14 protein-coding genes are annotated in these 23443 nt (G+C 35.9%); 8 read left to right on the plus strand and 6 right to left on the minus strand.

Annotated elements, in window-relative coordinates:
- Positions 1 to 284 precede the first annotated feature (284 nt).
- The gene (locus tag AXY_RS08885; RefSeq protein ID WP_015010470.1) at positions 285 to 2030 is read left to right on the plus strand and encodes an ABC transporter ATP-binding protein; all 1746 of its coding nucleotides are present in this window, start codon (positions 285 to 287) and stop codon (positions 2028 to 2030) included.
- Positions 2027 to 4057, plus strand: a complete 2031-nt coding sequence (locus AXY_RS08890) for an ABC transporter ATP-binding protein (RefSeq protein ID WP_015010471.1) — start codon at positions 2027 to 2029, stop codon at positions 4055 to 4057. The genes AXY_RS08885 and AXY_RS08890 overlap by 4 nt, the downstream gene beginning before the upstream one ends.
- Positions 4058 to 4728: 671 nt before the next feature.
- Here AXY_RS08890 and AXY_RS12295 read toward each other — a convergent pair.
- Complete coding sequence (locus tag AXY_RS12295) at positions 4729 to 6630, minus strand: glucuronyl esterase domain-containing protein (RefSeq protein WP_015010472.1); 1902 nt, start codon at positions 6628 to 6630, stop codon at positions 4729 to 4731.
- Between the two features lie 175 nt (positions 6631 to 6805).
- Positions 6806 to 8491: a dihydroxy-acid dehydratase gene (gene ilvD, locus AXY_RS08900; protein ID WP_015010473.1), complete on the minus strand. Its 1686-nt coding sequence runs from the start codon at positions 8489 to 8491 to the stop codon at positions 6806 to 6808.
- Between the two features lie 198 nt (positions 8492 to 8689).
- Here ilvD and AXY_RS12300 point away from each other — a divergent pair, with 198 nt between their 5' ends.
- From AXY_RS12300 to AXY_RS08920, 4 genes are all read left to right on the plus strand, one after another.
- Positions 8690 to 11644, plus strand: coding sequence for an EAL domain-containing protein (locus AXY_RS12300; RefSeq protein ID WP_015010474.1), 2955 nt, complete (start codon positions 8690 to 8692; stop codon positions 11642 to 11644).
- 465 nt (positions 11645 to 12109) lie between these two features.
- Entirely contained in the window at positions 12110 to 13330 is a 1221-nt protein-coding gene (locus AXY_RS08910) for an IS110 family RNA-guided transposase (RefSeq protein ID WP_015009078.1), read from the plus strand.
- A 345-nt stretch (positions 13331 to 13675) separates the two neighbouring features.
- Positions 13676 to 14449, plus strand: coding sequence for an SDR family oxidoreductase (locus tag AXY_RS08915; protein WP_015010475.1), 774 nt, complete (start codon positions 13676 to 13678; stop codon positions 14447 to 14449).
- Between the two features lie 110 nt (positions 14450 to 14559).
- Positions 14560 to 15936, plus strand: coding sequence for an MATE family efflux transporter (locus AXY_RS08920; RefSeq protein WP_015010476.1), 1377 nt, complete (start codon positions 14560 to 14562; stop codon positions 15934 to 15936).
- A 280-nt stretch (positions 15937 to 16216) separates the two neighbouring features.
- Here the strand turns inward: AXY_RS08920 and AXY_RS08925 are convergent, their stop codons facing one another.
- Together AXY_RS08925 and AXY_RS13200 are read right to left on the minus strand one after the other, a co-directional pair.
- Positions 16217 to 17437 (minus strand): IS110 family RNA-guided transposase, encoded by a 1221-nt coding sequence (locus tag AXY_RS08925; RefSeq protein ID WP_015010477.1) that lies wholly within the window; start codon positions 17435 to 17437, stop codon positions 16217 to 16219.
- Between the two features lie 412 nt (positions 17438 to 17849).
- Positions 17850 to 18026, minus strand: coding sequence for a transposase (locus AXY_RS13200; protein WP_197536015.1), 177 nt, complete (start codon positions 18024 to 18026; stop codon positions 17850 to 17852).
- A 137-nt stretch (positions 18027 to 18163) separates the two neighbouring features.
- Between AXY_RS13200 and AXY_RS08930 the strand changes: the two genes are divergently transcribed.
- The gene (locus AXY_RS08930; RefSeq protein ID WP_015009875.1) at positions 18164 to 19507 is read left to right on the plus strand and encodes an ISLre2 family transposase; all 1344 of its coding nucleotides are present in this window, start codon (positions 18164 to 18166) and stop codon (positions 19505 to 19507) included.
- 232 nt (positions 19508 to 19739) lie between these two features.
- Here the strand turns inward: AXY_RS08930 and AXY_RS08935 are convergent, their stop codons facing one another.
- Positions 19740 to 21293 carry a glycoside hydrolase family 43 protein gene (locus tag AXY_RS08935; protein ID WP_015010478.1) on the minus strand — a complete coding sequence of 518 codons (1554 nt, stop codon included), beginning with the start codon at positions 21291 to 21293 and terminating at the stop codon, positions 19740 to 19742.
- Positions 21294 to 21511: 218 nt separating this feature from the next.
- Between AXY_RS08935 and AXY_RS08940 the strand changes: the two genes are divergently transcribed.
- A complete protein-coding gene (locus AXY_RS08940; protein WP_015010479.1) occupies positions 21512 to 22345 on the plus strand; it encodes a sugar phosphate isomerase/epimerase family protein in 834 nt (277 codons plus the stop codon).
- A 32-nt stretch (positions 22346 to 22377) separates the two neighbouring features.
- On the opposite strand, the gene AXY_RS08945 is transcribed toward AXY_RS08940, so the two are convergent.
- Complete coding sequence (locus AXY_RS08945) at positions 22378 to 23439, minus strand: C45 family autoproteolytic acyltransferase/hydolase (RefSeq protein WP_015010480.1); 1062 nt, start codon at positions 23437 to 23439, stop codon at positions 22378 to 22380.
- Positions 23440 to 23443: the final 4 nt, after the last annotated feature.

Raw genomic sequence — 23443 nt, forward strand, 5'->3', positions numbered from 1 at the left:
TACTCAAGTAAATCAAGATAAATTATTACATTTAAATAGTTTTAATAATTTCGTGACCCCTATTGATAATAAATTTTCGATCAAATTTTAATTGTAAATTTATTTATTATGGGCCACGATATATACTGTGGCCTTGTTCTGTATTTTTTTGAATTGAAAGCGTTATTATGTCTTTCATTCTCATTTTACTTATGAGCAACGTATACGTCACAGGCGTATACGTTTTTTATTTTTTACATCCTTATAGTCTAGTGTTTAGTCTTTTGAAATGGAGAGTGGTCAAAATGTTTTCAGTTTTAGGTAAGTTAGCTTGGTTTTTTAAAGAGCATTGGAAGCGATATACAATTGGCATTATTGCACTAGTAATTGTTAATATCCTCGAGTTGGTACCACCACGCCTACTAGGTGAAACAATAGATTTGATTCAATTCAATGAGTTAACAAAACCAATTTTAACAAAAACAATTATTGCTTTTTTTGTCGTAATTATTGCAAAGTATTTTATTATGCTAATTTGGGACATTAACTTATTTGGCGGATCAATTATTTTAGAGCGTAAAATGCGGTCTAAATTTATGCGTCATTTACTAAAAATGAATCCAAGTTTCTTTAGCAAAAATCGTTCTGGTGACCTAATGGCCAGGGCAACAAATGATTTAAAATCAATTATGATGACAGCCGGTTTTGGTATTTTAACACTGTTTGATTCAACCGTGTTAATGGTTTTTATTATCTTTACAATGGGATTTACAATCAGTTGGGCTTTAACATTTGCAGCCTTAATCCCAATGCCATTCATCGCATTAGCCATTCAAAAGTACGGTAAGTCAATTCATCAAAGATTTACTGAAGCTCAAGATGCCTTTTCTGAAATGAACAACTATACACTAGAATCTATTCGTGGTGTCCGTGTTGTTCGAGCTTTTGTTCAGGAAGAGCATGACCAAGAGCGATTTAATGACATTACAGAGGACGTTTTTAATAAAAATAAATCTGTTGCAGAGCTTGACGCATTATTTGAACCTACAATTAAAATTCTTGTTGGTTTGTCATATGCGATCGGCTTAGGGTACGGGATTTACATGGTGGTTAACAATCTGATATCAATCGGAGACTTGGTTACATTTAATATGTATTTAGGTATGTTAATTTGGCCGATGATCGCACTTGGACATTTAATTAACGTAATGCAGCGTGGCCACGCATCACTTGATCGAGTTGAAAAAATCTTAAATCAAGAGCCAGATGTTATCGATCCGAAAGAGCCTAAATCAATTAACGCTCCTGAAGTCATTACATTTAATAACGTTAGTTTTTCGTATCCCGGTACGAAAGAAAATCAACTTGAAAATATTAATTTAACGATTTATCGCGGACAAACAATTGGTATTGTAGGAAAGACGGGTTCAGGTAAAACAACAATGTTCAAACAATTACTACGTGATTATCTTCCACCACTTGGTGAATTAACGATTAATGGGATTCCAATTGATCAATTCACGCTCAATGAGACGCGTAGTTGGATTGGTTATGTTCCTCAAGAGCATATCTTATTTTCAAAAACAATTAGAGAGAACTTGAGCTTTGGAACAGGACCAATCAGTGATGATGTAATTTATCAAGTTTTAACATCGACTTCTTTAAAAGAAGATATCGATGCATTACCAAAAGGGTTAGATACTGTAGTTGGAGAAAGTGGTGTCACTTTATCAGGAGGACAAAAACAACGTGTCTCACTGGCACGTGCATTACTTGTTAATCCAGAGATCTTAATTCTAGATGACTCACTCTCAGCTGTTGATGGAGAGACAGAAGCCACAATTATTGACCATTTAAGAAGAGATCGTAAAAATAAAACGACCTTAATTTCTGCTCACCGTTTATCTGCGGTCAAACATGCAGACCAAATTATTGTATTAGACCAAGGAAAAATTGTTGAGCGCGGTACACACGATCAATTAATGGAACGTGGCGGTTGGTATCAAGAGCAATACGTGATTCAACAAATGGAAAGGAAGGTGACAGAATGAAACCTTCTACAGAAAAAAGATTATTTCAATATGCAAAATCAAATATAAAAATTGCTGTCTTTTCACTTACCTGTTTAATTATCGGGGTTGGATTAGAATTAATTGGACCTTTTATTGCTAAATCGATAATCGATGACCACATTGTTGGTGTTCAAGCAGAATGGGTAGAGTTAGCACAGGACCAAGATGGTGCTGTTAAATTTAACGAAACATATTTCAAAAGAGCAGATCGAGTCACTTCAGATGATCAAGTTGTAGGATATCATACACTTGTGCAATCTAATCGAAGCTATTATTTTATTGATGGGCAAGTTCCAATTAATAGTCACATTCTAATTGAAGATGATCAGGATTGGGTAGCAGAATTCAATGGAGAAACCTTCGATATCGAGGGTGAGCGATTATCAACCGCTGAATTGTATCAATTCTTCAAACCAGAACTTAAACCAATTGCAATATTATTAGCAATTTCGATAGGATTAATTTTAATCTCATCAGTATTTGCATACTTTAAGACATATTTATTACTAGTCTATGCAAATCGAATTATTGTCAATATCCGCCGAGATGCCTTTGCAAAAGTTCAACAATTACCGATGAAATATTTTGTTGATCGTCCTGCAGGTAAGATTTTAGCAAGAATCACAAATGACACTGAAGGAATTAAAGAACTATACGTTAACGTGTTGGCAACCGCGGTCAATAGTGTTGTGTTTATGTCAGGGATTCTAATTGCGTTATTTATTCTTAATGTTAAACTAGCGTTAATTTGCTTATTAACTATACCAGCTCTATATTTATGGATTAAATTTTATTCAAAATATGCAGGTAAATTTAATCGCGTGATTCGCTCAGTCAATAGTGCAATAAACGCATCAATTAACGAATCCATTCAAACGATGCCTATTATTCAAGCGTTTAGACGTACAAAAGAGCGACAAGAGGAATTTGAAGAGCTTAATCATCGTCATTATCGCTATCAACAAAAGCTTGTTCGATTAGAAGCATATACGACTTTTAATCTCGTCGGATTATTAAGAGGCTTTGCACTTTTAGGCTTTATTTGGTTCTTTGGTAATGGTGCGTTAACTTCTGAAGGACTGATCACAACTGGTGTACTCTATGCCTTTGCTGATTATTTAGGTCGTTTATTTGAGCCAATGGAAATGTTGATTAACCAACTTCCACAGCTTGAGCAAGCACGTGTCTCTGCTTCTCGCGTATTTGAATTATTAGATGAAGAAAGTGAAGTTGTTGATCATCAAGAAATTCCTCGAATTAATGGTCGAATCGAATTTGACCATGTTCACTTTGCTTATGAAGAAGATGATTATATCTTAAAAGATTTATCATTTAAGGTTGAGCCAGGCGAAACAGTCGCTTTTGTTGGTCACACAGGTTCTGGTAAGAGCTCAATTATGAATTTATTACTACGCTTTTACGATCAACAAAAAGGAACAATTACAATCGATCAATATGATCATAAACAACTATCACGACAACAAGTTCGTCAGCATATAAATATTGTTTTACAAGATCCATTTATTTTTACAGGAACAGTTTTATCAAATATTACGTTAAATGATCCGAGAATAACGCGTGAAAAAGCAATTGAAGCATTAAAAACAGTTGGTGCAGATGAATTTATTGAGAAATTACCACTGAAATACGATAATCCTGTTGGGGAAAACGGAGCTGACTTTTCAACTGGTCAACGACAACTGCTATCTTTTGCTCGTGCGTTAGCCTTTGATCCAGCAATTCTTATTTTAGATGAGGCAACTGCAAGCATCGATACAGAGACAGAAGGATTAATTCAAAATGCGATTAATATCCTTTCTGAAGGTCGTACCATGTTGATCATCGCCCACCGACTATCAACCATTCAACATGCCGATCAAATCATTGTTATGAAAAAAGGCAGAATGATTGAAAAAGGTACACATGATGAGCTGCTAGAATTAAACGGTAACTACTATCAAATGTACAAAATGCAACAAGCAGGAATCATCGAACAAACTGTTTAAAATTTTTTATATAAAATATCGAAAAATGTGTTTGTTTATCGAAAAAACGGGAATAGTATTACCACAAGGCGGTTGTAGTAAGGTATAAATCACTTACTCAATCAAATGCCTTGGCGGAAAATTTGTTTTAAACAGCTGGCGATAAGAAAACTCGTCAGGAACGTAGCCAATTTATTAAAAGCTATCGCTTGCAGGTAAAATGGTAAAAAACAATTTTTTGACAAAAGAATATTTAACAGCTAAAGAATATTATTAAACTCCTCTGAGCTTTATAGTATTCGACTCTGCCGAGTTATAGGCACGAGGGAAAAATGCAGTTTAGCTTCTAGTACGACGAGTTAGTTCGTCAGAGTAGATTGATTTGTAAGAAACAGTTAACGATATAAAGGGAAACAGATTTTCCGCGCACCCTTTTCTATAGGGGGATATTGAAAGGCATGCTCATAAAGTCGAGCGTGCCTTTCGTATACAATGAGAGTAGGCCATGTAGATTCTCCTTTAAATTGGTTTTCGTCGACTTAATTATAAAGGAATCTACTGGCCTTTTTCTATGGATACACAAAAAAGGTGCCAGCGAATTCGAAAAAAGAACTCACCAACACCAAAAATTATAGAACCTTAAAAACAAAAACAATTCCACCTACTTCAGACTAGGTAGAATTGTCTTTTGCTTACTTATCATATTTATCAATACTAAAATCTTTTGCAGGTTTTATTTGGCGAAATAATTGGTCACCAAAATCTAACACGCGTTCAATATCTTCAAACTCGATAGAATGTGCGCCAGGTCGATAGGCGATACCTATATTTTCCTCCGCATTTAACAGCTGATAGACTTTTTTCGCTTCTAGTAAACTATCATACATACCTTCAGGATTTGTGTGATAGTCAGCGTAACCGCATGTTATGATCAATCCTCTAGGTGCAACGAGTGCCGCTAATTGATGTTGATCAAACGGTAATTGATCAATCGATTCAAATCCTAAGAAGACTGATGTAAACCAATGATTTAATGCAGAACTTTGGAGACTGCCTATCTCCTCTCCCGGACCCGCTACTCCCCATGGATAGACTTTTCCATTATATGAACTGCGAAATAGTGTCATTCCGCCAAGTCCTGATGCGTGAGGATTAACGAGTGCAAATCTATGATCGAGAGCACCGGCTACTAAAGCAGCTTTTCCGAATCGTGAAAATCCTGTAATCCCTACTTGTTTAGGATTGATCTCTGGAAAAGCATTTAATTCAAGTGCATCAATCACTTTCCCTGCTCCCCACGCCCACGCAATTAAAGTTCCGACATCATTATCCACTTCAGAGTATGGATAAAGATCAAAAAACGCCCCAGTTCGTGATGCGTTATCTGCAGCCACATTAGCCGGCTTAATTGTGATCACGGCATAACCTCGTTGATTGACTAAATCTTCTTTTGGCAATTCTTTTGGTCGAACAAAAGACATCGTTTCCTCATCAAAAGCAAGATCAAGTCCACCATTTGTAATAATCACTGGAAATGGAGCCTTAAATTTAGATTGATCTCCTGGCAACGTGACAATTACAGGAAAACTAGTTTCTTTATCTTGAACTGAAATTTTAATTATCATACCTGAATCAGTTCTCTCAAACCCTACTTTCTCTTTTGAAGTATCTGGCATGTAACCATACATGTAAAATTGATACATGTCCCGAATTTCTTCAGCTCTTTGCCACCAATCAGCTTCTGTATTTACTTTAGCTCCATCACCAAATGTGAATATATCTGGTAACTGATCAAGTTTTGGAAGCCTATGCGGCTCAGTATATTGATTAGTTCTTCGTAAACTAGCGACTGTTTCTTTAAGCTTAACTAATGCTTGGTCAATTTCAGTTTGAGAAAACTCATGACTTGCTAATAACTTTTCTGCAGCATCAATCTTAACATTCAAACTTTCTCCATTAATGTAAACCGCTTGATTAAGGCTTTTAGCGTAATCTAAATAAGCAAGTAAATCATAGCGGTTGATGCTAGTTTTCTCACCGGGCTCCTTCCCGACTAACTTAAGCTCACCGAATAATTTTGGCATCGCATATGCTTGTCCAGTTTGATCAAATAAACTTAATGTCGCAACTCGCTTACCAGTTGCATCAGCATCATTAATTTGCAAATCAAATCCAATGACCTGCTCATTCTTCGGTTTTTCACTTAATCCAATTCGGGCCTCTATTATGTAACCAGTCTCTGTCAAGATTGAACGTGAATAAAGACGAGTAATATTACCACTATCAACTGTCTTTTCATTTTTATAATTTATTCTAAAATGTAAATCATCTTCCTCATATCTTATGGCCTTATCATTAAATTCATCGATAAAAATCTCGATTGAATCTTGAAAATAAGGTGTTGGACTTTCGGCATTGAGTATGGCATCATTGACCTCAACTAAAAAGTATATCGCATGATCATCCCACATAGCTCTAACCGATCCAGTCGTAGATGTAACATCTCCACTTGAAGTAACACACATTTTAGGAACAGTATCCCACAACTGATCAATTTCTCCACTCATCTTTGGCAAACCATAAATAGCTTCCATTTTGTCACATCCTTATAAAAAAATTCACCCTTTAATTGTAAGCGCTATCTAATTTAAGTAAAAAATTTTCCCCCTTGATAGAGACGTCTATGAATCAAATCGTAACGAACCTAAGCAATTTCGTCAATAAAATACCCCCTCTTAATAAAACCTAAGAGAGGGCCGATGGTTAATTTTATTTATCATCAAAATGGTCAGTAACTGCACCTTTTGATGCACAAGAAACTTGATGTGCGTATTTTCCTAATACACCTTTCTGATGAAGCTTAGGTGCTTGCCAACTACTAAGTCGTTGTTCGATCTCTTGATCTGTAAGCGAAACCGTCAATTCTTGTGTCTCAGAATCAATTATTACTTGATCACCATTTTTTAGGATCGCGATTGGTCCGCCTGATTGTGCTTCAGGTGCAATATGTCCGACAACAAGTCCATGGGTACCTCCTGAAAAACGACCGTCTGTTAATAGCGCTACTTTTTCACCTAAACCTTTTCCGACGAGGATGGCGGAAATTGAGAGCATTTCAGGCATACCAGGCGCTCCCTTAGGACCTACATGCCTTATTACTAGAACATCACCTTCGTTTATTTTATTTTCCATTACGGCTTTAGTCGCTTCTTGTTCTGTATCAAATACTCTTGCAGGGCCAGTATGGCGTTTTACTTTAACACCAGAAACTTTAGCAATCGCACCACTTGGTGCTAAGTTACCTCTTAAAATCACTAATGGGCCATCTTTTCGATATGGATCTTCAAGCGGTCTAATGATTTTTTGCTCTTCAGCTAGATTTGGTGCGTCAGCTAAATTTTCTGCTAGAGTTTTTCCTGTTACAGTTAAGCAATCCCCATGGAGATAGCCGTTTTCTAATAAATACTTCATGACGGCTGGAACTCCACCAACTTTGTATAAATCCTCCATTACATACTTCCCACTTGGTTTTAAGTCAGCTAAATGTGGAACTTTCTTTTGGAGCCGGTCAAAATCGTCTAAACTTAGCTTCACACCGATTGAATGAGCTATCGCTAACAAATGAAGCACCGCATTTGTCGAGCCACCTAATGCCATTACCACAGTAATCGCATTCTCAAATGCTTCTTTCGTCATAATATCTTTTGGATAAATACCCTTTTCCAACAATTTATATACCGCTTCGCCTGCACGTTCAACATCATCATATTTATCCTTTGATTCTGCTGGATTAGATGAGCTACCTGGTAAACTCATCCCCATTGCTTCTACAGCAGAAGCCATCGTGTTTGCAGTATACATACCACCACATGAACCTGCTCCAGGACATGCAGAACATTCTATTCCATGGAGTTCTTGATCTGTAATGTCCCCATTATTATGCTTACCAACACCTTCAAATACAGAAACAATATCAAGCTTTTGGCCATTACGATAACCTGGTGCAATTGTTCCACCATAAACAAAAACAGCTGGCACTTCAGTTCTTGCAATTGCAATCATACAACCTGGGATGTTTTTGTCACATCCCCCTATCGCAACATAAGCGTCTAAATTCTCTGCAGCTACAACAGTCTCAATTGAATCAGCAATAACTTCTCGGCTTGGTAATGAATAGCGCATCCCCTCTGTCCCCATTGAAATACCATCTGCCACTGTAATTGTGTTAAAAATCATTGGGAATCCGCCAGCAGCTTCTACGCCTGACTTTGCTTTTTCTGCTAAACCGTGCAAATGAATGTTACAAGGGGTTACTTCACTCCAAGTACTTGCTACGCCAATCATTGGTTTCTCAAAACCCTTATCGGTTAGACCAACTGCTCTTAACATCGCTCGGTTTGGTGCACGCTGCGCGCCATCAAACACATGACTTTTGATACGCAAATCTTTTGACATTTTTCAACCCTCCATCCTCTTTTCCTCTACTTTAACACAATTTACCCTAGGGAAAATAAGATTTAATTAAATTTTTTATCTATTCTGATAAATCTTTGTCTAATATGAAAATCTTTTCCTTCCTCGTCACAAAAAGTCATGGTATAATAAGACTAGTCATTTATGAAAGCGGAACCAATTGTAGAAAGGTGATAAATAATGAACAAACAATTTGTGATTGGTCTTTTAACACCTGCTTTAGATGGTTACTACTTCGGAAATATTATAAAAAGTTTGTCTCATTATGCAGATAAAGAAGGAATAAAAGTCGTCGTTGTCGCTTCAACACCTACTTATGTTGAGGGCTACGCACTTGATTACGTTGATCTCTGGGTTGTCGTAATGGATATGACTGATCCTCAATATATTAAAGAAATTAAAGATCAAGGTAAGCCAATTATAGGTATTAATTCACTTCAAGAAACCGATTATGAAATTTTAATCGATAACGAAGATCTAATCATTAAAGCGATTACTCACTTGAAGAATCATGGTCGTAATCGAATTAGTTATGTTGGTACTAAAAATTATCGTGATGGTATTGAGCGTCTTGAGGCGTTTGAAACACATAGTGATTCAAACCACACATATCAATTCTTTGATACTTATAGAAATAATATTCCTATGATTACAAATGAAATTGCCCAATCAAAAGAAAAGATTGATGGACTTATTTGTGGTACAGATTTAATCGCTGCTGAAATTATTAATGAGCTAAAACATTACAATATTAATGTTCCGGAAGATATTGCGGTTATTAGTTTTGATGATATTCCTGTTGCACAGTCTAACTTACATAGTTTATCAACGATACATATTAATTTTTATGATATAGGACGATATATTGTTGAGGCATTCTTATATTATATTGAGAACCACAAATTTGACGGGAAAAGTGCTTACTTAGATGCCTATCCCGTATTTCGTAGTAGCTGTGGCTGTGAGTGGGAAGATGGTCATATCGGCTTAACTAATCCAATTGAAACAATCGATTATTTATCGAATATGATTTCAAGAAATTTTGTTTTGGGACAACAAATGCAATTTTTAAATACAGAAGAATTATTACAGCTTAACTGGCTAAATCAGACGCCAATTAGAAAAGGTTTAATTGGGTTGAAAGATGACCAAACAATTAAAACACATACATTTGAAACATTTGAAGAGATAACCGAAAAACCGACAGAGCAATATTTTTACGGGAAAGTTGACGTAAACCATTTCCCACCGAAAGAATTACTATTTAACTCTACATTTATGAAAAATGACAATACAATTATCGTCATTCCGATTATTCAAGATGAACACTATTTTGGTGTGTTCGGCTTTGTAGGATTAGAAGATATTCCTACGCAGCTCATGCCTTTACACACAACGTATCAACTAGCAAACTACTTTGGGGCTAACTATTTACGCGCACAAATTATCGAACGCATGAATACATATGCCCAGCAACTCGAAATGGTCACTGATATTATCTACGATGGTATATGGGAATATACAGATACGACAAAACAGGTGACCTGTCGCGGTGGTATCGTTCAACAGTTTGGTAGGAGTACAAACTATACTCAAGTAGATTTTATCGATGTTCTTAATTTAATCTATCCAAATGATCGAGACTTTTTCTTAGCTAAACTTGAATTAGATCGAAAAGTAACCAAACAAGTAGACTTTGAAGTGCGCCTAGTCACTTCGAATAAACAGTTATTATGGATTCATATCATAGGACAATTAATTTATAGCCAAGGAAAAATGGTATCAGCGGTTGGCTCAATTAAAGACATTACCAATCGTAAACGCGTGGAAGCTAAAATTCATGAACTTGCTTTCTATGATTCATTGACAGGATTAGCGAATCGAATATCTTTCGAGAATCATTTAGAAAAAGTATTAGAGACAGCAAAAGAAAACAATCAAAATCTTGCACTAATTCTATGTGATCTTGATCGCTTTAAAATTATAAATGATAGCTATGGTTATAAAGTCGGCGACCACATCTTAAAAACTATCGCTGAGCGGGTAAAACCGATCTTGTCACATGACCAGTTCTTTGCTCGTTTTGGTGGGGACGAATTTGTTGTCATCATGCCGAATATTAAGGATAATGATGAAGCCTATCAGCTAGCCAGCAATATCGTCCATCTGATTAACCAACCTATATACGATGAACATCGACATTATCAAATATCAACAAGTGTAGGGATTAGTGTCTTCCCGCATAATTGTAAATCAGATGAATTGCTTGTATCTGCTGATATCGCGATGTACAGCGCTAAATCTGAAGGGCGTAATCGAATTCATATCTTTAATGATCAAATTAAACATCACAATGTTAATCAAATTAAATTAGAGGAACAATTACGCCATGCGATTGAATATGATGAACTGTCACTTCATTTTCAACCGATTTATTTCGTAAATTCAGAGGATATTTATGCTGTTGAAGTGTTACTTCGCTGGAATTCACGTGAATTTGGTCAAGTTAGCCCACGGGATTTTATTCCTCTAGCTGAAGAGACTGGTTTAATCGTCTCAATTGGAGAATGGGTGATCTATGAAGCGATTCGTGTCATGAAAAAGTGGAAACGACAATTCGACCTACCGATTAAGTTATTTATTAATCTCTCATCAAGACAAATTAATCATCCTAATTTCACAAGAGAGTTGAGGCGAATCTTCGATATTACTGAGATTGATCCAAGACAAATATCATTTGAGATTACTGAAAGTATGATGATAGATAATTTCGATCAAGGTAAGAAGATCCTCGGTCAACTTATTGATATGGGAGTAAAATTATCATTAGATGATTTTGGTACGGGCTACTCGTCACTTTCATCATTACGTCATTTACCATTCCAAATTTTAAAAATTGATAAATCATTCATTGATGATTTATCAGCGGTAGATGCGAATGTCGCAATATTAAAAGCAATTATAGAAATGGCTCACTCATTAGATCTATTAGTCGTTGCAGAAGGGATTGAAAGCCAAGAACAATACGATTTAGTCGCCAGCTTAGGCGTCGACTTTATTCAAGGCTATTATACTACTCCCCCACTACCTGAAAATAAAATTGAAGAAGTTTTTCGACAGAGAACATTATCATAAACCGATTAGTCTTTAGCGCTAGTCGGTTTTTTTTACTAAAATATCGGTTCTATAATTTTTGGTGTTGGTGAGTTCTTTTTTCGAATTCATGGGCACCTTTAATTTAGAAGTGAAAAACAGCAGGTGAAATACACGAGACTCCTGCGGGAAGAGCACGAGCTGAAGATCCACTAAGGCAAGCGCTCTTTGCTTGCCTTAGTTAGCTAAAAGCCGTGCCCGCGGAAACATACTAAGATTAGTAGTACAAGACCTAGGCCAGGTTTTGTGCTACTATTTTTTTATAGTAGAAGTGAAGTAAAGCCGAATCACGCTAAGGACCTTGAGTTCGACGATCGGAAACTGGCTAACTTCACTCCCTTATTTGAATCAGCTTAGTATGTTGGGTCCCCAGAGACCGTGTATAAGAAAGTGGAATCGATAAGGTAAAGTGGAGACTTCTACAAAAATATTAAGGAGGAGAAGAAAATGAGATGCGTTATTGCTTTCGACGTTAGTCGAAAGAGTAGTACCATGGCCGCTTACAACGAGCAAGGTAACTGTGAATTTGAAGGGAGGTTAATTCATTCAAAAACGGGATTCTCTAATTTAAGTAAAATCATTAAAGATCTAAGTGAAAAGAATAATTATACCTTAGAATTTGTTTTTGAAGCGACTGGAGTATATTCGGCTGCTTTAGAACGATTCTTACGAGAGAATAATCTCGTTTATTATTCTTTAAATCCTTTATTAGCACACCTTAACACCCAATCTCTAAGAAGAAACAAAACAGATATAAGTGATGCGCATCAACTGGCTAAGAATCATTTTAAAAACGATTATTTCCAAACTTATCGCGAAGATTCTTATTACGAACAGATGCGTACAATGTCACGTCGCTATGATGAGATTATGAAAGAGAGGATTCAGTACAAAAATCGACTACATGCATCATTACAATTATCTTTCCCAGACTTTGATACGGCTTTTATTAACAAATCAAAACTTTATTATAATCTTGTACAAGTATTCCCTCACCCAAACTTGATATTAAAACGATCTAAAACAGTTATTAAAAATCGTATTAAAAAATGCACTAAGAAAAACTATTCATTAAAAAAGTTAGAGGAAAGAGCAATTTTATTGATTGAAATCGCAAAGGATTCATTTCCAGCAGTTGATGAAACAGACTATTCTTGTGAGTTAGTAAGGGATTATGCCAAGAAAATATTAGAGATGGAGGAAGAGCAAGATGAAATCATTCAAAGAATGACAGAAATGTCAAAAGACCGTAAAGAATACAGGATCCTTCGGTCATTTCCCGGAATAAAAGATAAATTAGCCTGTAGAATCATAGCTGAACTAGGGGATTTAACACGTTTTAAAAATAATAAACAACTAAATGCATACGCCGGTATAGATATCGTAAGATATCAGTCTGGAAATATGGAGTATAAAGATCGTATAAATAAACGCGGTAATAGTAGACTGCGTGGTATTTTGTATTTTATGATTGTCTCAATGCTTTCTGCTAAAGGAAAACAAATAAATCATTTAGTTGATTATTATTATAAATTAAAAAAACAACCCTATAATAAGCATCATAAGGTTGCAGTAGTCGCTTGTATGAATAAATTCTTGAAAGTCGCATTTCATCTTATTCAAAACGACCTATTGTATGATTATGAGAAAGCTTCAAGCCAACAATAATCATACTATGATTTAATTATAACACAATAGACCTTGAAAAAAAGACAAAAAACACAAGGTCTATTCGAAGTGCAAAATTTTAATTAATTCCCGGAGGGGTACCCCTCCGGGAATTAATTAAAAAAAGGGATTTAAACACTTGACTAAACGTAAGAAAGCGAGTGTATTTCACCTGCGGTGAACAAGTTATAACTTAATTAAGATTAATATAAATTTATTCTCGACTTATTATAAAACCTACCAACACTATTTGACGTTGAACCAAAATATCAATTTATCAAGAGTCTTATTTCTAAAAATGGGTATATTATAGAGAAATTGTACTAACAAAGGAGTGAAGTAGATTTGAAAGATCGCGTAGCCATTATAACTGGAGCAAGCTCCGGCATTGGGGAAGCAACTGCAATTCGATTTGCAAAAGCTGGTGCAAAAGTCGGGTTAATAGATATCAAAGAGGAAAATGCTAAAAAAGTAAAAATGGCGATAGAAAATCAAAATGGCCAAGCTTTTATTGCTGAAGCTGATGTCAAAGATCCTGAACAAATTCAACAAGCAATCAATTCAATTGTTGACCATTTTGGACAATTGGATTTTGTCTTCGCCAATGCTGGGATAAATGGCAAATTAGCGCCTATTGAAGATATTACACCAACAGAATGGGATGAAACTCTTGAAACAAATTTAAAAGGAACATTTTTAACCGTTAAATATGCCATCCCTCATATGAAAAAAAACGGTGGTAGTATTGTGATTACAAGTTCTATTAATGGGAATAGAGAATTTGCTGGCTTTGGAATGGCAGCATACAGTTCAAGTAAAGCTGGGCAAATGGCTTTTGGAAAAATGGCAGCACTTGAGCTATCTAACTATCGAATCCGAGTTAATATTATTTGTCCTGGTTGGATAAAAACTAATATTCAAGAAAACACATTTCCCGAAAAAGAAAACCTTGAAAAAATAGAAATTCCAGTAGAATACCCTGAAGGATCGCAGCCGTTAGATGGTGAACCTGGTACCCCTGAAGAAGTAGCTGATCTTGTGTACTTCCTCGGCTCTGACCAAGCTAGCCATATCTCAGGAACAGAAGTATATATTGACGGAGCGTCAACATTATTATAATTTCTCTAAAGGCCTTGGAGCATATAAATCCAAGGCCTTTAAATCGCTAGATTGTATTCTCAGCTTTTTTATCATGACTATGATAAGATAGTTTAGAGGGGGAATGAAATTTGGAAACAACTACAGACAGACTTGCCAGTGCACCGATAGGCAAGCTTTTATTTGCACTTGCAATCCCAAATATTTTCGCACAGCTCGTTAATATGCTCTACAATATCGTCGATCGAATATATATCGGTAGAATCCCAGATATTGGTGCTGATGCATTAACTGGTGTTGGGGTAGGCTTCCCAATTTTTATGATTATTACTGCATTTAGTTCACTAGTCGGAATGGGTGGTGCCCCACAAGCCGCGATTAAACTAGGTGAAGGAAAAAAGGATGAAGCTGAGAAAATTCTCGGTAATAGTATTGCATTATTGATTGCGTTGTCTATTCTACTGACAGCGGTCTTTTTAATTTTTGGGAGAGATTTACTATTCATGTTCGGTGCTAGTCATCAAACCATTGATTATGCCTGGGACTATATTAAAATTGTCATCATTGGATCAGTTGCCATTCAATTTGCTCTCGGTTTAAATCCATATATCGCAACACAAGGTTTCGCTAAGTATAGTATGTTAACAGTGTTAATTGGTGCTGTACTTAATATCGTGCTCGATCCAATCTTAATCTTTGGATTCGATATGGGTGTAAAAGGAGCTGCGATTGCAACGGTCTTTTCACAGGCTGTATCAGCTGTATGGGTCATGCAATTCTTAACAGGTAAAAAATCAACACTAAAAATACACCCTAAATATATTCGATTAAAGAAATCTTATGTCATACTTATCATTAGCTTAGGTGTATCACCATTTATTATGCAAAGTACTGAGAGCTTATTAAACATTACATTTAATACATCACTCCAAAAATATGGCGGTGATTTAAATGTTGGTGCGATGACAATCACTGCAAGTTTAATGCAAATATTAATGCTTCCATTAATGGGGCTTACTCAAGGTGCACAACCAATTATTAGTTACAATTTCGGTGCAAATAAATTTGATCGGGTTAAAAAAGCATTTAAATATCTATTTATTAGTTCGATCGCTTATTCAACAATATTTTGGATTGTAGTTCAATTCTTTCCAAATATTTTTATTGCACTATTCACAAGCGATCCATCTTTGGTTGAGGTTACAACGAATAATATGCGTATTTATATGGGTGTCGTCTTTATGTTTGGTGCTCAAATCGCTTGTCAGCAAACATTTATCGCACTCGGTCAAGCAAGAATGTCACTATTCTTAGCTTTACTGAGAAAGGTAATTTTATTAATCCCATTAATTCTAATCTTACCATTCTTCTTTACGAATAAAGTATTTGGTGTGCTTGTTGCTGAACCAATTGCTGACTTTATCGCAGTTGCAGTAACAGTCATTATCTTTTTCAGCAACTTTAACAAAATACTCAAAGAAAAAGAAATGAAACAACAGTCCATTTAATTGGACTGTTGTTTATTGGTTCAATGTCAAATAGTGTTGGTAGGTTTTATAATTAGTCGAAAATAAATTTATCTTAGTTTTAATAAAGATACAACTTGTTCACCGCAGGTGAAATACACTCGCTTTCTTACGTTTAGTCAAGTGTTTAAATCCCTTTTTTTAATTAATTCCCGGAGGGGTACCCCTCCGGGAATTAATTAAAATTTTGCACTTCGAATAGACCTTGTGTTTTTTGTCTTTTTTTCAAGGTCTATTGTGTTATAATTAAATCATAGTATGATTATTGTTGGCTTGAAGCTTTCTCATAATCATACAATAGGTCGTTTTGAATAAGATGAAATGCGACTTTCAAGAATTTATTCATACAAGCGACTACTGCAACCTTATGATGCTTATTATAGGGTTGTTTTTTTAATTTATAATAATAATCAACTAAATGATTTATTTGTTTTCCTTTAGCAGAAAGCATTGAGACAATCATAAAATACAAAATACCACGCAGTCTACTATTACCGCGTTTATTTATACGATCTTTATACTCCATATTTCCAGACTGATATCTTACGATATCTATACCGGCGTATGCATTTAGTTGTTTATTATTTTTAAAACGTGTTAAATCCCCTAGTTCAGCTATGATTCTACAGGCTAATTTATCTTTTATTCCGGGAAATGACCGAAGGATCCTGTATTCTTTACGGTCTTTTGACATTTCTGTCATTCTTTGAATGATTTCATCTTGCTCTTCCTCCATCTCTAATATTTTCTTGGCATAATCCCTTACTAACTCACAAGAATAGTCTGTTTCATCAACTGCTGGAAATGAATCCTTTGCGATTTCAATCAATAAAATTGCTCTTTCCTCTAACTTTTTTAATGAATAGTTTTTCTTAGTGCATTTTTTAATACGATTTTTAATAACTGTTTTAGATCGTTTTAATATCAAGTTTGGGTGAGGGAATACTTGTACAAGATTATAATAAAGTTTTGATTTGTTAATAAAAGCCGTATCAAAGTCTGGGAAAGATAATTGTAATGATGCATGTAGTCGATTTTTGTACTGAATCCTCTCTTTCATAATCTCATCATAGCGACGTGACATTGTACGCATCTGTTCGTAATAAGAATCTTCGCGATAAGTTTGGAAATAATCGTTTTTAAAATGATTATTAGCCAGTTGATGCGCATCACTTATATCTGTTTTGTTTCTTCTTAGAGATTGGGTGTTAAGGTGTGCTAATAAAGGATTTAAAGAATAATAAACGAGATTATTCTCTCGTAAGAATCGTTCTAAAGCAGCCGAATATACTCCAGTCGCTTCAAAAACAAATTCTAAGGTATAATTATTCTTTTCACTTAGATCTTTAATGATTTTACTTAAATTAGAGAATCCCGTTTTTGAATGAATTAACCTCCCTTCAAATTCACAGTTACCTTGCTCGTTGTAAGCGGCCATGGTACTACTCTTTCGACTAACGTCGAAAGCAATAACGCATCTCATTTTCTTCTCCTCCTTAATATTTTTGTAGAAGTCTCCACTTTACCTTATCGATTCCACTTTCTTATACACGGTCTCTGGGGACCCAACATACTAAGCTGATTCAAATAAGGGAGTGAAGTTAGCCAGTTTCCGATCGTCGAACTCAAGGTCCTTAGCGTGATTCGGCTTTACTTCACTTCTACTATAAAAAAATAGTAGCACAAAACCTGGCCTAGGTCTTGTACTACTAATCTTAGTATGTTTCCGCGGGCACGGCTTTTAGCTAACTAAGGCAAGCAAAGAGCGCTTGCCTTAGTGGATCTTCAGCTCGTGCTGGGACTGCGATTACTCGTCCCACCGAAAAGATTTATTCCCGCAGGAGTCTCGTGTATTTCACCTGCTATTTTTCACGTCTAAATTAAATGGCTGCCTCTTATCGTGTTTCTTTTTGCATTTTTTTACTCAAATTTGTTTCTATTGATTTAAACTTGAAGTGAATCATAATTCGTTTCTTGAAATTATTAAAATTACGATAACCGTATGCGACTTTGCTTAGTACCTTGATCTTGTTGTTAATCCGTATGAGTAAAATTATTGTGGGCGCAAAAATATATTAACCCCTTCACTAAGTGAAGGGGCCAGCAAGCGATAGCGCGGTAGGAAACAAAGCAAAAGTCATGAAAAAAGGGACACTCCTTGGTAAAATGATAGTCTACTAAAACACCATTACCGAAAGGAGAATCCCTCATGGAAAAGAATATCATAAAATACCCAAATTTAAAACAAATTGAGCAATTGGTTTGGAGACAATTACAAGAAACCTTTGGTTTCGTTATGAAACAGGTCTTGGAGGATATGGACCAACAGATTGCCGATGAACGTGATAAAAAGCGCTATCGTCTTATTGATAAAAGAAAGTTTAATATAGCTAGTCTCTTTGGTGAGATTGAATTATATCGCAATTATTACCTTGACCGATCAACTGGGGAATATGTCTATCTTCTTGATCGTTATCTAGAGTTTGAGGAGGCCGGTTCTTTTAGTCCATTGATTGAGGAAGCTGCCATTGAGCTAGCTGTTAAGGGTCGCTCCTATCGAAATGCAGCTAATACATTACAAACTCTATTAGGTTACCGGGTTATCAGTCATGAGGCAATTCGTCAACACCTATTAGAGGTTACGTGTAAACCTAAAAAGCGTGAACCTATACTCCAACCCGTCTTATTTGTAGAAGTAGATGGTTTATTTGTAAAACGCCAAGGTAAATGGAAAAAGGGAAAAGAAGAGAAAATAGCAGCTGTCCATCAAGGATGGGAAGTCAATGGAAAACGGGTTAGCCTTAAGAACAAACGTCATTTTATTCACAAAGGAAAGCAACCCTTTTGGGAGGCTTTTGAGGACTTTCTAATTGAAAACTTCGAATATGACCCGACTTTTCACAAGCTGGTTATAAATGGAGATGGTGCCAACTGGATTACATCCTGTCGTGAGTATTTTAAAGGTCGTGTATTCTTTTCTCTTGATCGCTTTCATGTGGCACGAGAGGTTAAGAGTATATTCAGCAAGCATCCTCGTTATCGGTCCATTCGTAAAGCCCTTGCGGCATACAAATACAAAACGTTCTTAACAGAGCTTAACAGTGCCGTAGGAACGCTTGAGGATGAGGAGAAGGAGGAACGACTTGTGTCGTTTATCCGCCAATTAGAAAAATATCCAGAAGCATTGGGAGATTATAGAATATGGTTAAAAGAACAGGGAATTGATACAACTGGTATGCGTCCAATGGGAAGCGCAGAGGGAACCATGAGTGTGTTTGCCAAAAGACTAAAAAATGGCCGTAGTTGGTCGGATAAAGGTGTAAGTGCCATGGGCACTGCATTAGTGGCCTTCTTGGATAATTTGTCCCTAAAGACTTTATTCGGGCGAATAGATAAATGGACAGAAATCGAGCTGGAAAAGAAACCACCAAGACATTATAAAGAAAAGGTTAAAAGAACCATTGGTCAGGTTACCAGAGACAATCTTATGTACCTAAAAGGAAAGGCAAATATTCCGATATACAACGTGTTAAAGGAGTTATCTGGTTTTTAAAAAAGGCAAAAACTTTATCAAGGGGTCACCTTAAAATGATGAATCCGCTTTCATTATTAACGTAGAAAAATTGCCTACAAATACTTGACTCAAACTGTTAATCCCTTCAATTTGACCGTTGTTGTATGTGTGAATAAAACTATTCTGAATATATGGTAAGTGCATACTTAAAATAAAAAAATAACGTTAGTAAGTTTTCAAACTCACCAACGTTATATATTGTACAACCTTTTTATTCTGTCTTTTGATTAGTTCGTTTAATTTTAAACCAATTAAAATACGCAGGTGTTTTGCTATCTTGACCATTTCCTGTTGCATATAGTCCAAGCATAACGCCAGTGAATACAGCTCCTGTACCACCATTCTCTTCGACTGATAAATATTTTAATGGACTCTTCGCTAATTGAACCCATGACTTACCTTTTGCCTTATATAAGAAATAATAGTATTCTTGATCGATCGCAAACTTCAATTCTAATTGATCTTCTTTGATTAGAACATTTGCTAAGACGACCGTGTCACCTGTAACTGTTTGACGAGCTAAAAGATAACGCTTACCTTTTATCCGTTTTATAACGAGGTCATAATGTGCACGTTCATTCAAGCGCGCAACCAATCCCGCTTCTTCTTGATCTTGTTCAGGTGAAAATAACATTTCAGTAGACACTTCAATATCGATATCAGTTTGCGGAACAGCAATAAACGCCGGTACACCTAATTGATCATTTAAAGTATCCTTATTTCCATCTAATCTTAACCAACCATTTCGACTACAAAGATGTAAATACGAATTCTCGTCTCGATATCTTAAGTAATACCAGTTTGGTAACATTTTTCGTTCTTTAAAATCAGTAAAAAACTCATTAGGTCTATTTATATTAGTTGCCGTCAACTCTGTAGATTCCATCAGTTGATTAACTGTTCCTTTATTAGGATCAATTATCGGCCAACCATCTTCTGTCCACTCAATTGGTGCTAGGAATGTTTCTCGACCAAAGATTGTGTATTTACCTTGGACTGGGCGAGTTGCTAAAAATACTGCCCACCAATTGCCATCATTATCTTCGACAAAGTCAGCATGACCAAGTGCTTGAATTGGGTGATCGGGTAATTGATTATGGGTTAAGATTGGCATCTCACATAATTCAAATGGTCCGTACGGTTGATCACTTCTTGCAATTATCGCACGGTGATTAAGTCCTGTTCCCCCACTTGCACAAAGTAAATAATATAAACCATGAATATTGTATAGATGCGGCGCTTCAGTCCATTCGCCCCCATCTCCATCAAAAATTCTGACAGGTTCAGTTAACGCCTCACCTGTTAAAGGATCAATTTCATATTGAATCACATGTGAATCTAACCCAGCTCCATTTTGAACCGTTACATAAACTTTGCCATCCTCATCAAATAAAAGTGATGGATCAATATTTCCATATGGAATCTTAATCGGTTCAGACCATGGACCGCGGGGATCCTTTGCTGTAACGTAAAAATTCCCGATCCCTCGGACATCTGTTGTAATTAAATAAAATGTTCCTTGATGGTAACGTAGAGTCGGTGCGTAAATACCTGAAGAACTTGGGGTGTTTGATAAATCGAGTTGTGACTTTCTTGTTAAGGCATGACCAATCTGTTGCCAGTTGACAAGATCGACACTATGAAAAATTGGTACACCCGGGAAGTATTCAAAAGAACTTGTTGCCATATAATAATTCGTTTCATCCACTCTAACAATACTTGGATCTGGATAGAATCCTTTTATTACTGGGTTTTCGTATTGCATGATGTCCACTCCTCACTAAGCCTATCATCCATCATAAGTTTAGCGATTTTGTCTATAAACTTAAACCTCGGTTTTATACACTTTTCCTAATAAACTATAGAAAATCCACCAAAACCAACCAAAAAAGTAGCTAATATAAAAAACTCGTCTATATATAGACAATAAGCTATACTATAATAGAGTAAGCGGTAACATGTTATTTGAAAGGGAGGGGTTATATGCGTTTAGGTGGACAAGTTTTTATTGAAGATATTACACCTGAAAAATGGATAAAAAAATTACAAGAAAAAAACTATCGTGCTGCTGTATTTCCAATCGATCATACAGCAAGTGATGAGGAAATCTTAAGCTATCAGAAAGCCGCTGAAGCTGCAGATATTGTTATTGCAGAAGTAGGCGCTTGGTCAAATCCAATAAGTCCTGATCCAGTCGTGCGTGAAAAAGCAATTAACTATTGTAAAGATCAATTAAGACTTGCAGATCGAATTGGAGCTAATGTATGTGTTAATATTTCTGGATCTCGAGGCAATCAGTGGGATGCTCCCCATCCTGATAATTTCTCTGAAGCAACTTTTAATTTAATTGTCAAAACAGTTCAAGAGATTATTGACGATGTAAAGCCTACTAACACATTCTTTGCCCTGGAAATGATGCCATGGGCACTACCAGATGATACAGAAACATACTTAGAGCTTATGAAAGCAATTGATCGTAAAGAATTTGCTGTTCACTTTGACCCTGTGAATATGCTTAATAGTCCAAGAAAAGTGTATCGTAATCGTGAGCTGATTGAAGAGTTCTTTGAAAAATTAGGACCTTATACAAAAACTGCACACGCAAAAGATATTGCACTTGGAACAGAGCTTACAACACATTTAAGTGAAGTAATACCTGGTGAAGGTATTCTTGATTATGATGCATTCTTACTGGGTATGGACAAGCTCGGTCCTGAGATTCCACTAATGATGGAGCACCTTGATACAGAAGCAGAATACGACAAAGCAACAGCTTACATTCGTAAGAAAGCTGAGCAATTAGGTATTCAATTATAAACAAGCAAACCTCCCTAAAAATCTTAGGGAGGTTATTTTAATTCAATTGAATATTTATCATTGATAAAAGGTACATCTGCATTTAATTGACCTGTCACTCGCTTAATTCGAATCGTTTCGCCTTTTAAAAAATTTGCCAAATTAATTCGAACAGGTATTTGATTAGCACCAATTCCGTAAAGTGCTGTTAATGTAGTTGGCTCATAATAGCTTGTATGAAGCGTACCTGACCAAGCGCCATATCGATCAGAGAAAATCCCGTTTGCTCGATCATTAAACATTTGATAGGCCTCTCTAATTGATAAATTGGGTTGCCAACTGCTTTTGATTTTATTTAATCGTTCAATCGATTCATCACTTTGATAACGATTTTCTTCATGTAGTAATTCAAAATGATTTGTACACATATTAGCTGGCCTTACAACAACACTTCTCGGACTAGCCTCTACGACAACAGATCTTCCTGTAAGATCAAATAACACATAAGAAAAAGCACTTCGATGTGGTATAGCTTTCAATAATTCAATACCTTCATCAACTGTTGCGCAGTTTTCTAATAATATGCGTCCTATCATATTACAGACAAACCCATCATCAGAACCAATTCGATTAGTAAAATTATACCCCATGGAAAAGCCCTTCTCATTAATCCCATCCATGCGACCAGTTATTTGCATTGATGGACCAATTGTTGCGTATCCCCCATCATTTGGTTGATAGACAACTAAACGGCCTTCATAACTACTTGGATGACTATCATAATTACGTACAAGGAAGTCATGACCTGTCATAATCGAACAACCGCTTCTTTCCTCTTCTAAATAGTAACCACTAAATGCTCTAACTGCTTGCTCAAATGACCAGTCTAACCCATCGGCTAACCCCTCTATCTCAGCTAAAAGCATTGGGCTAAATTGGTTAAGTAATTGTACTGCCTCATTTACATCTGTATAAAAGTGACGTTTGCGCCGCTTCTTTGATTGAATTTGCCGATTTCTTAATAGAATCGATGATTTTAATTGCTTACCTTGCTCAAATCCAAATTGATAATGTGAACCACGATATTGTATAACATCAGTAAAAACACTAACCAATGAC

The organism is Amphibacillus xylanus NBRC 15112 (genome assembly GCF_000307165.1).
GTDB classification, from domain to species: Bacteria; Bacillota; Bacilli; order Bacillales; family Amphibacillaceae; genus Amphibacillus; species Amphibacillus xylanus.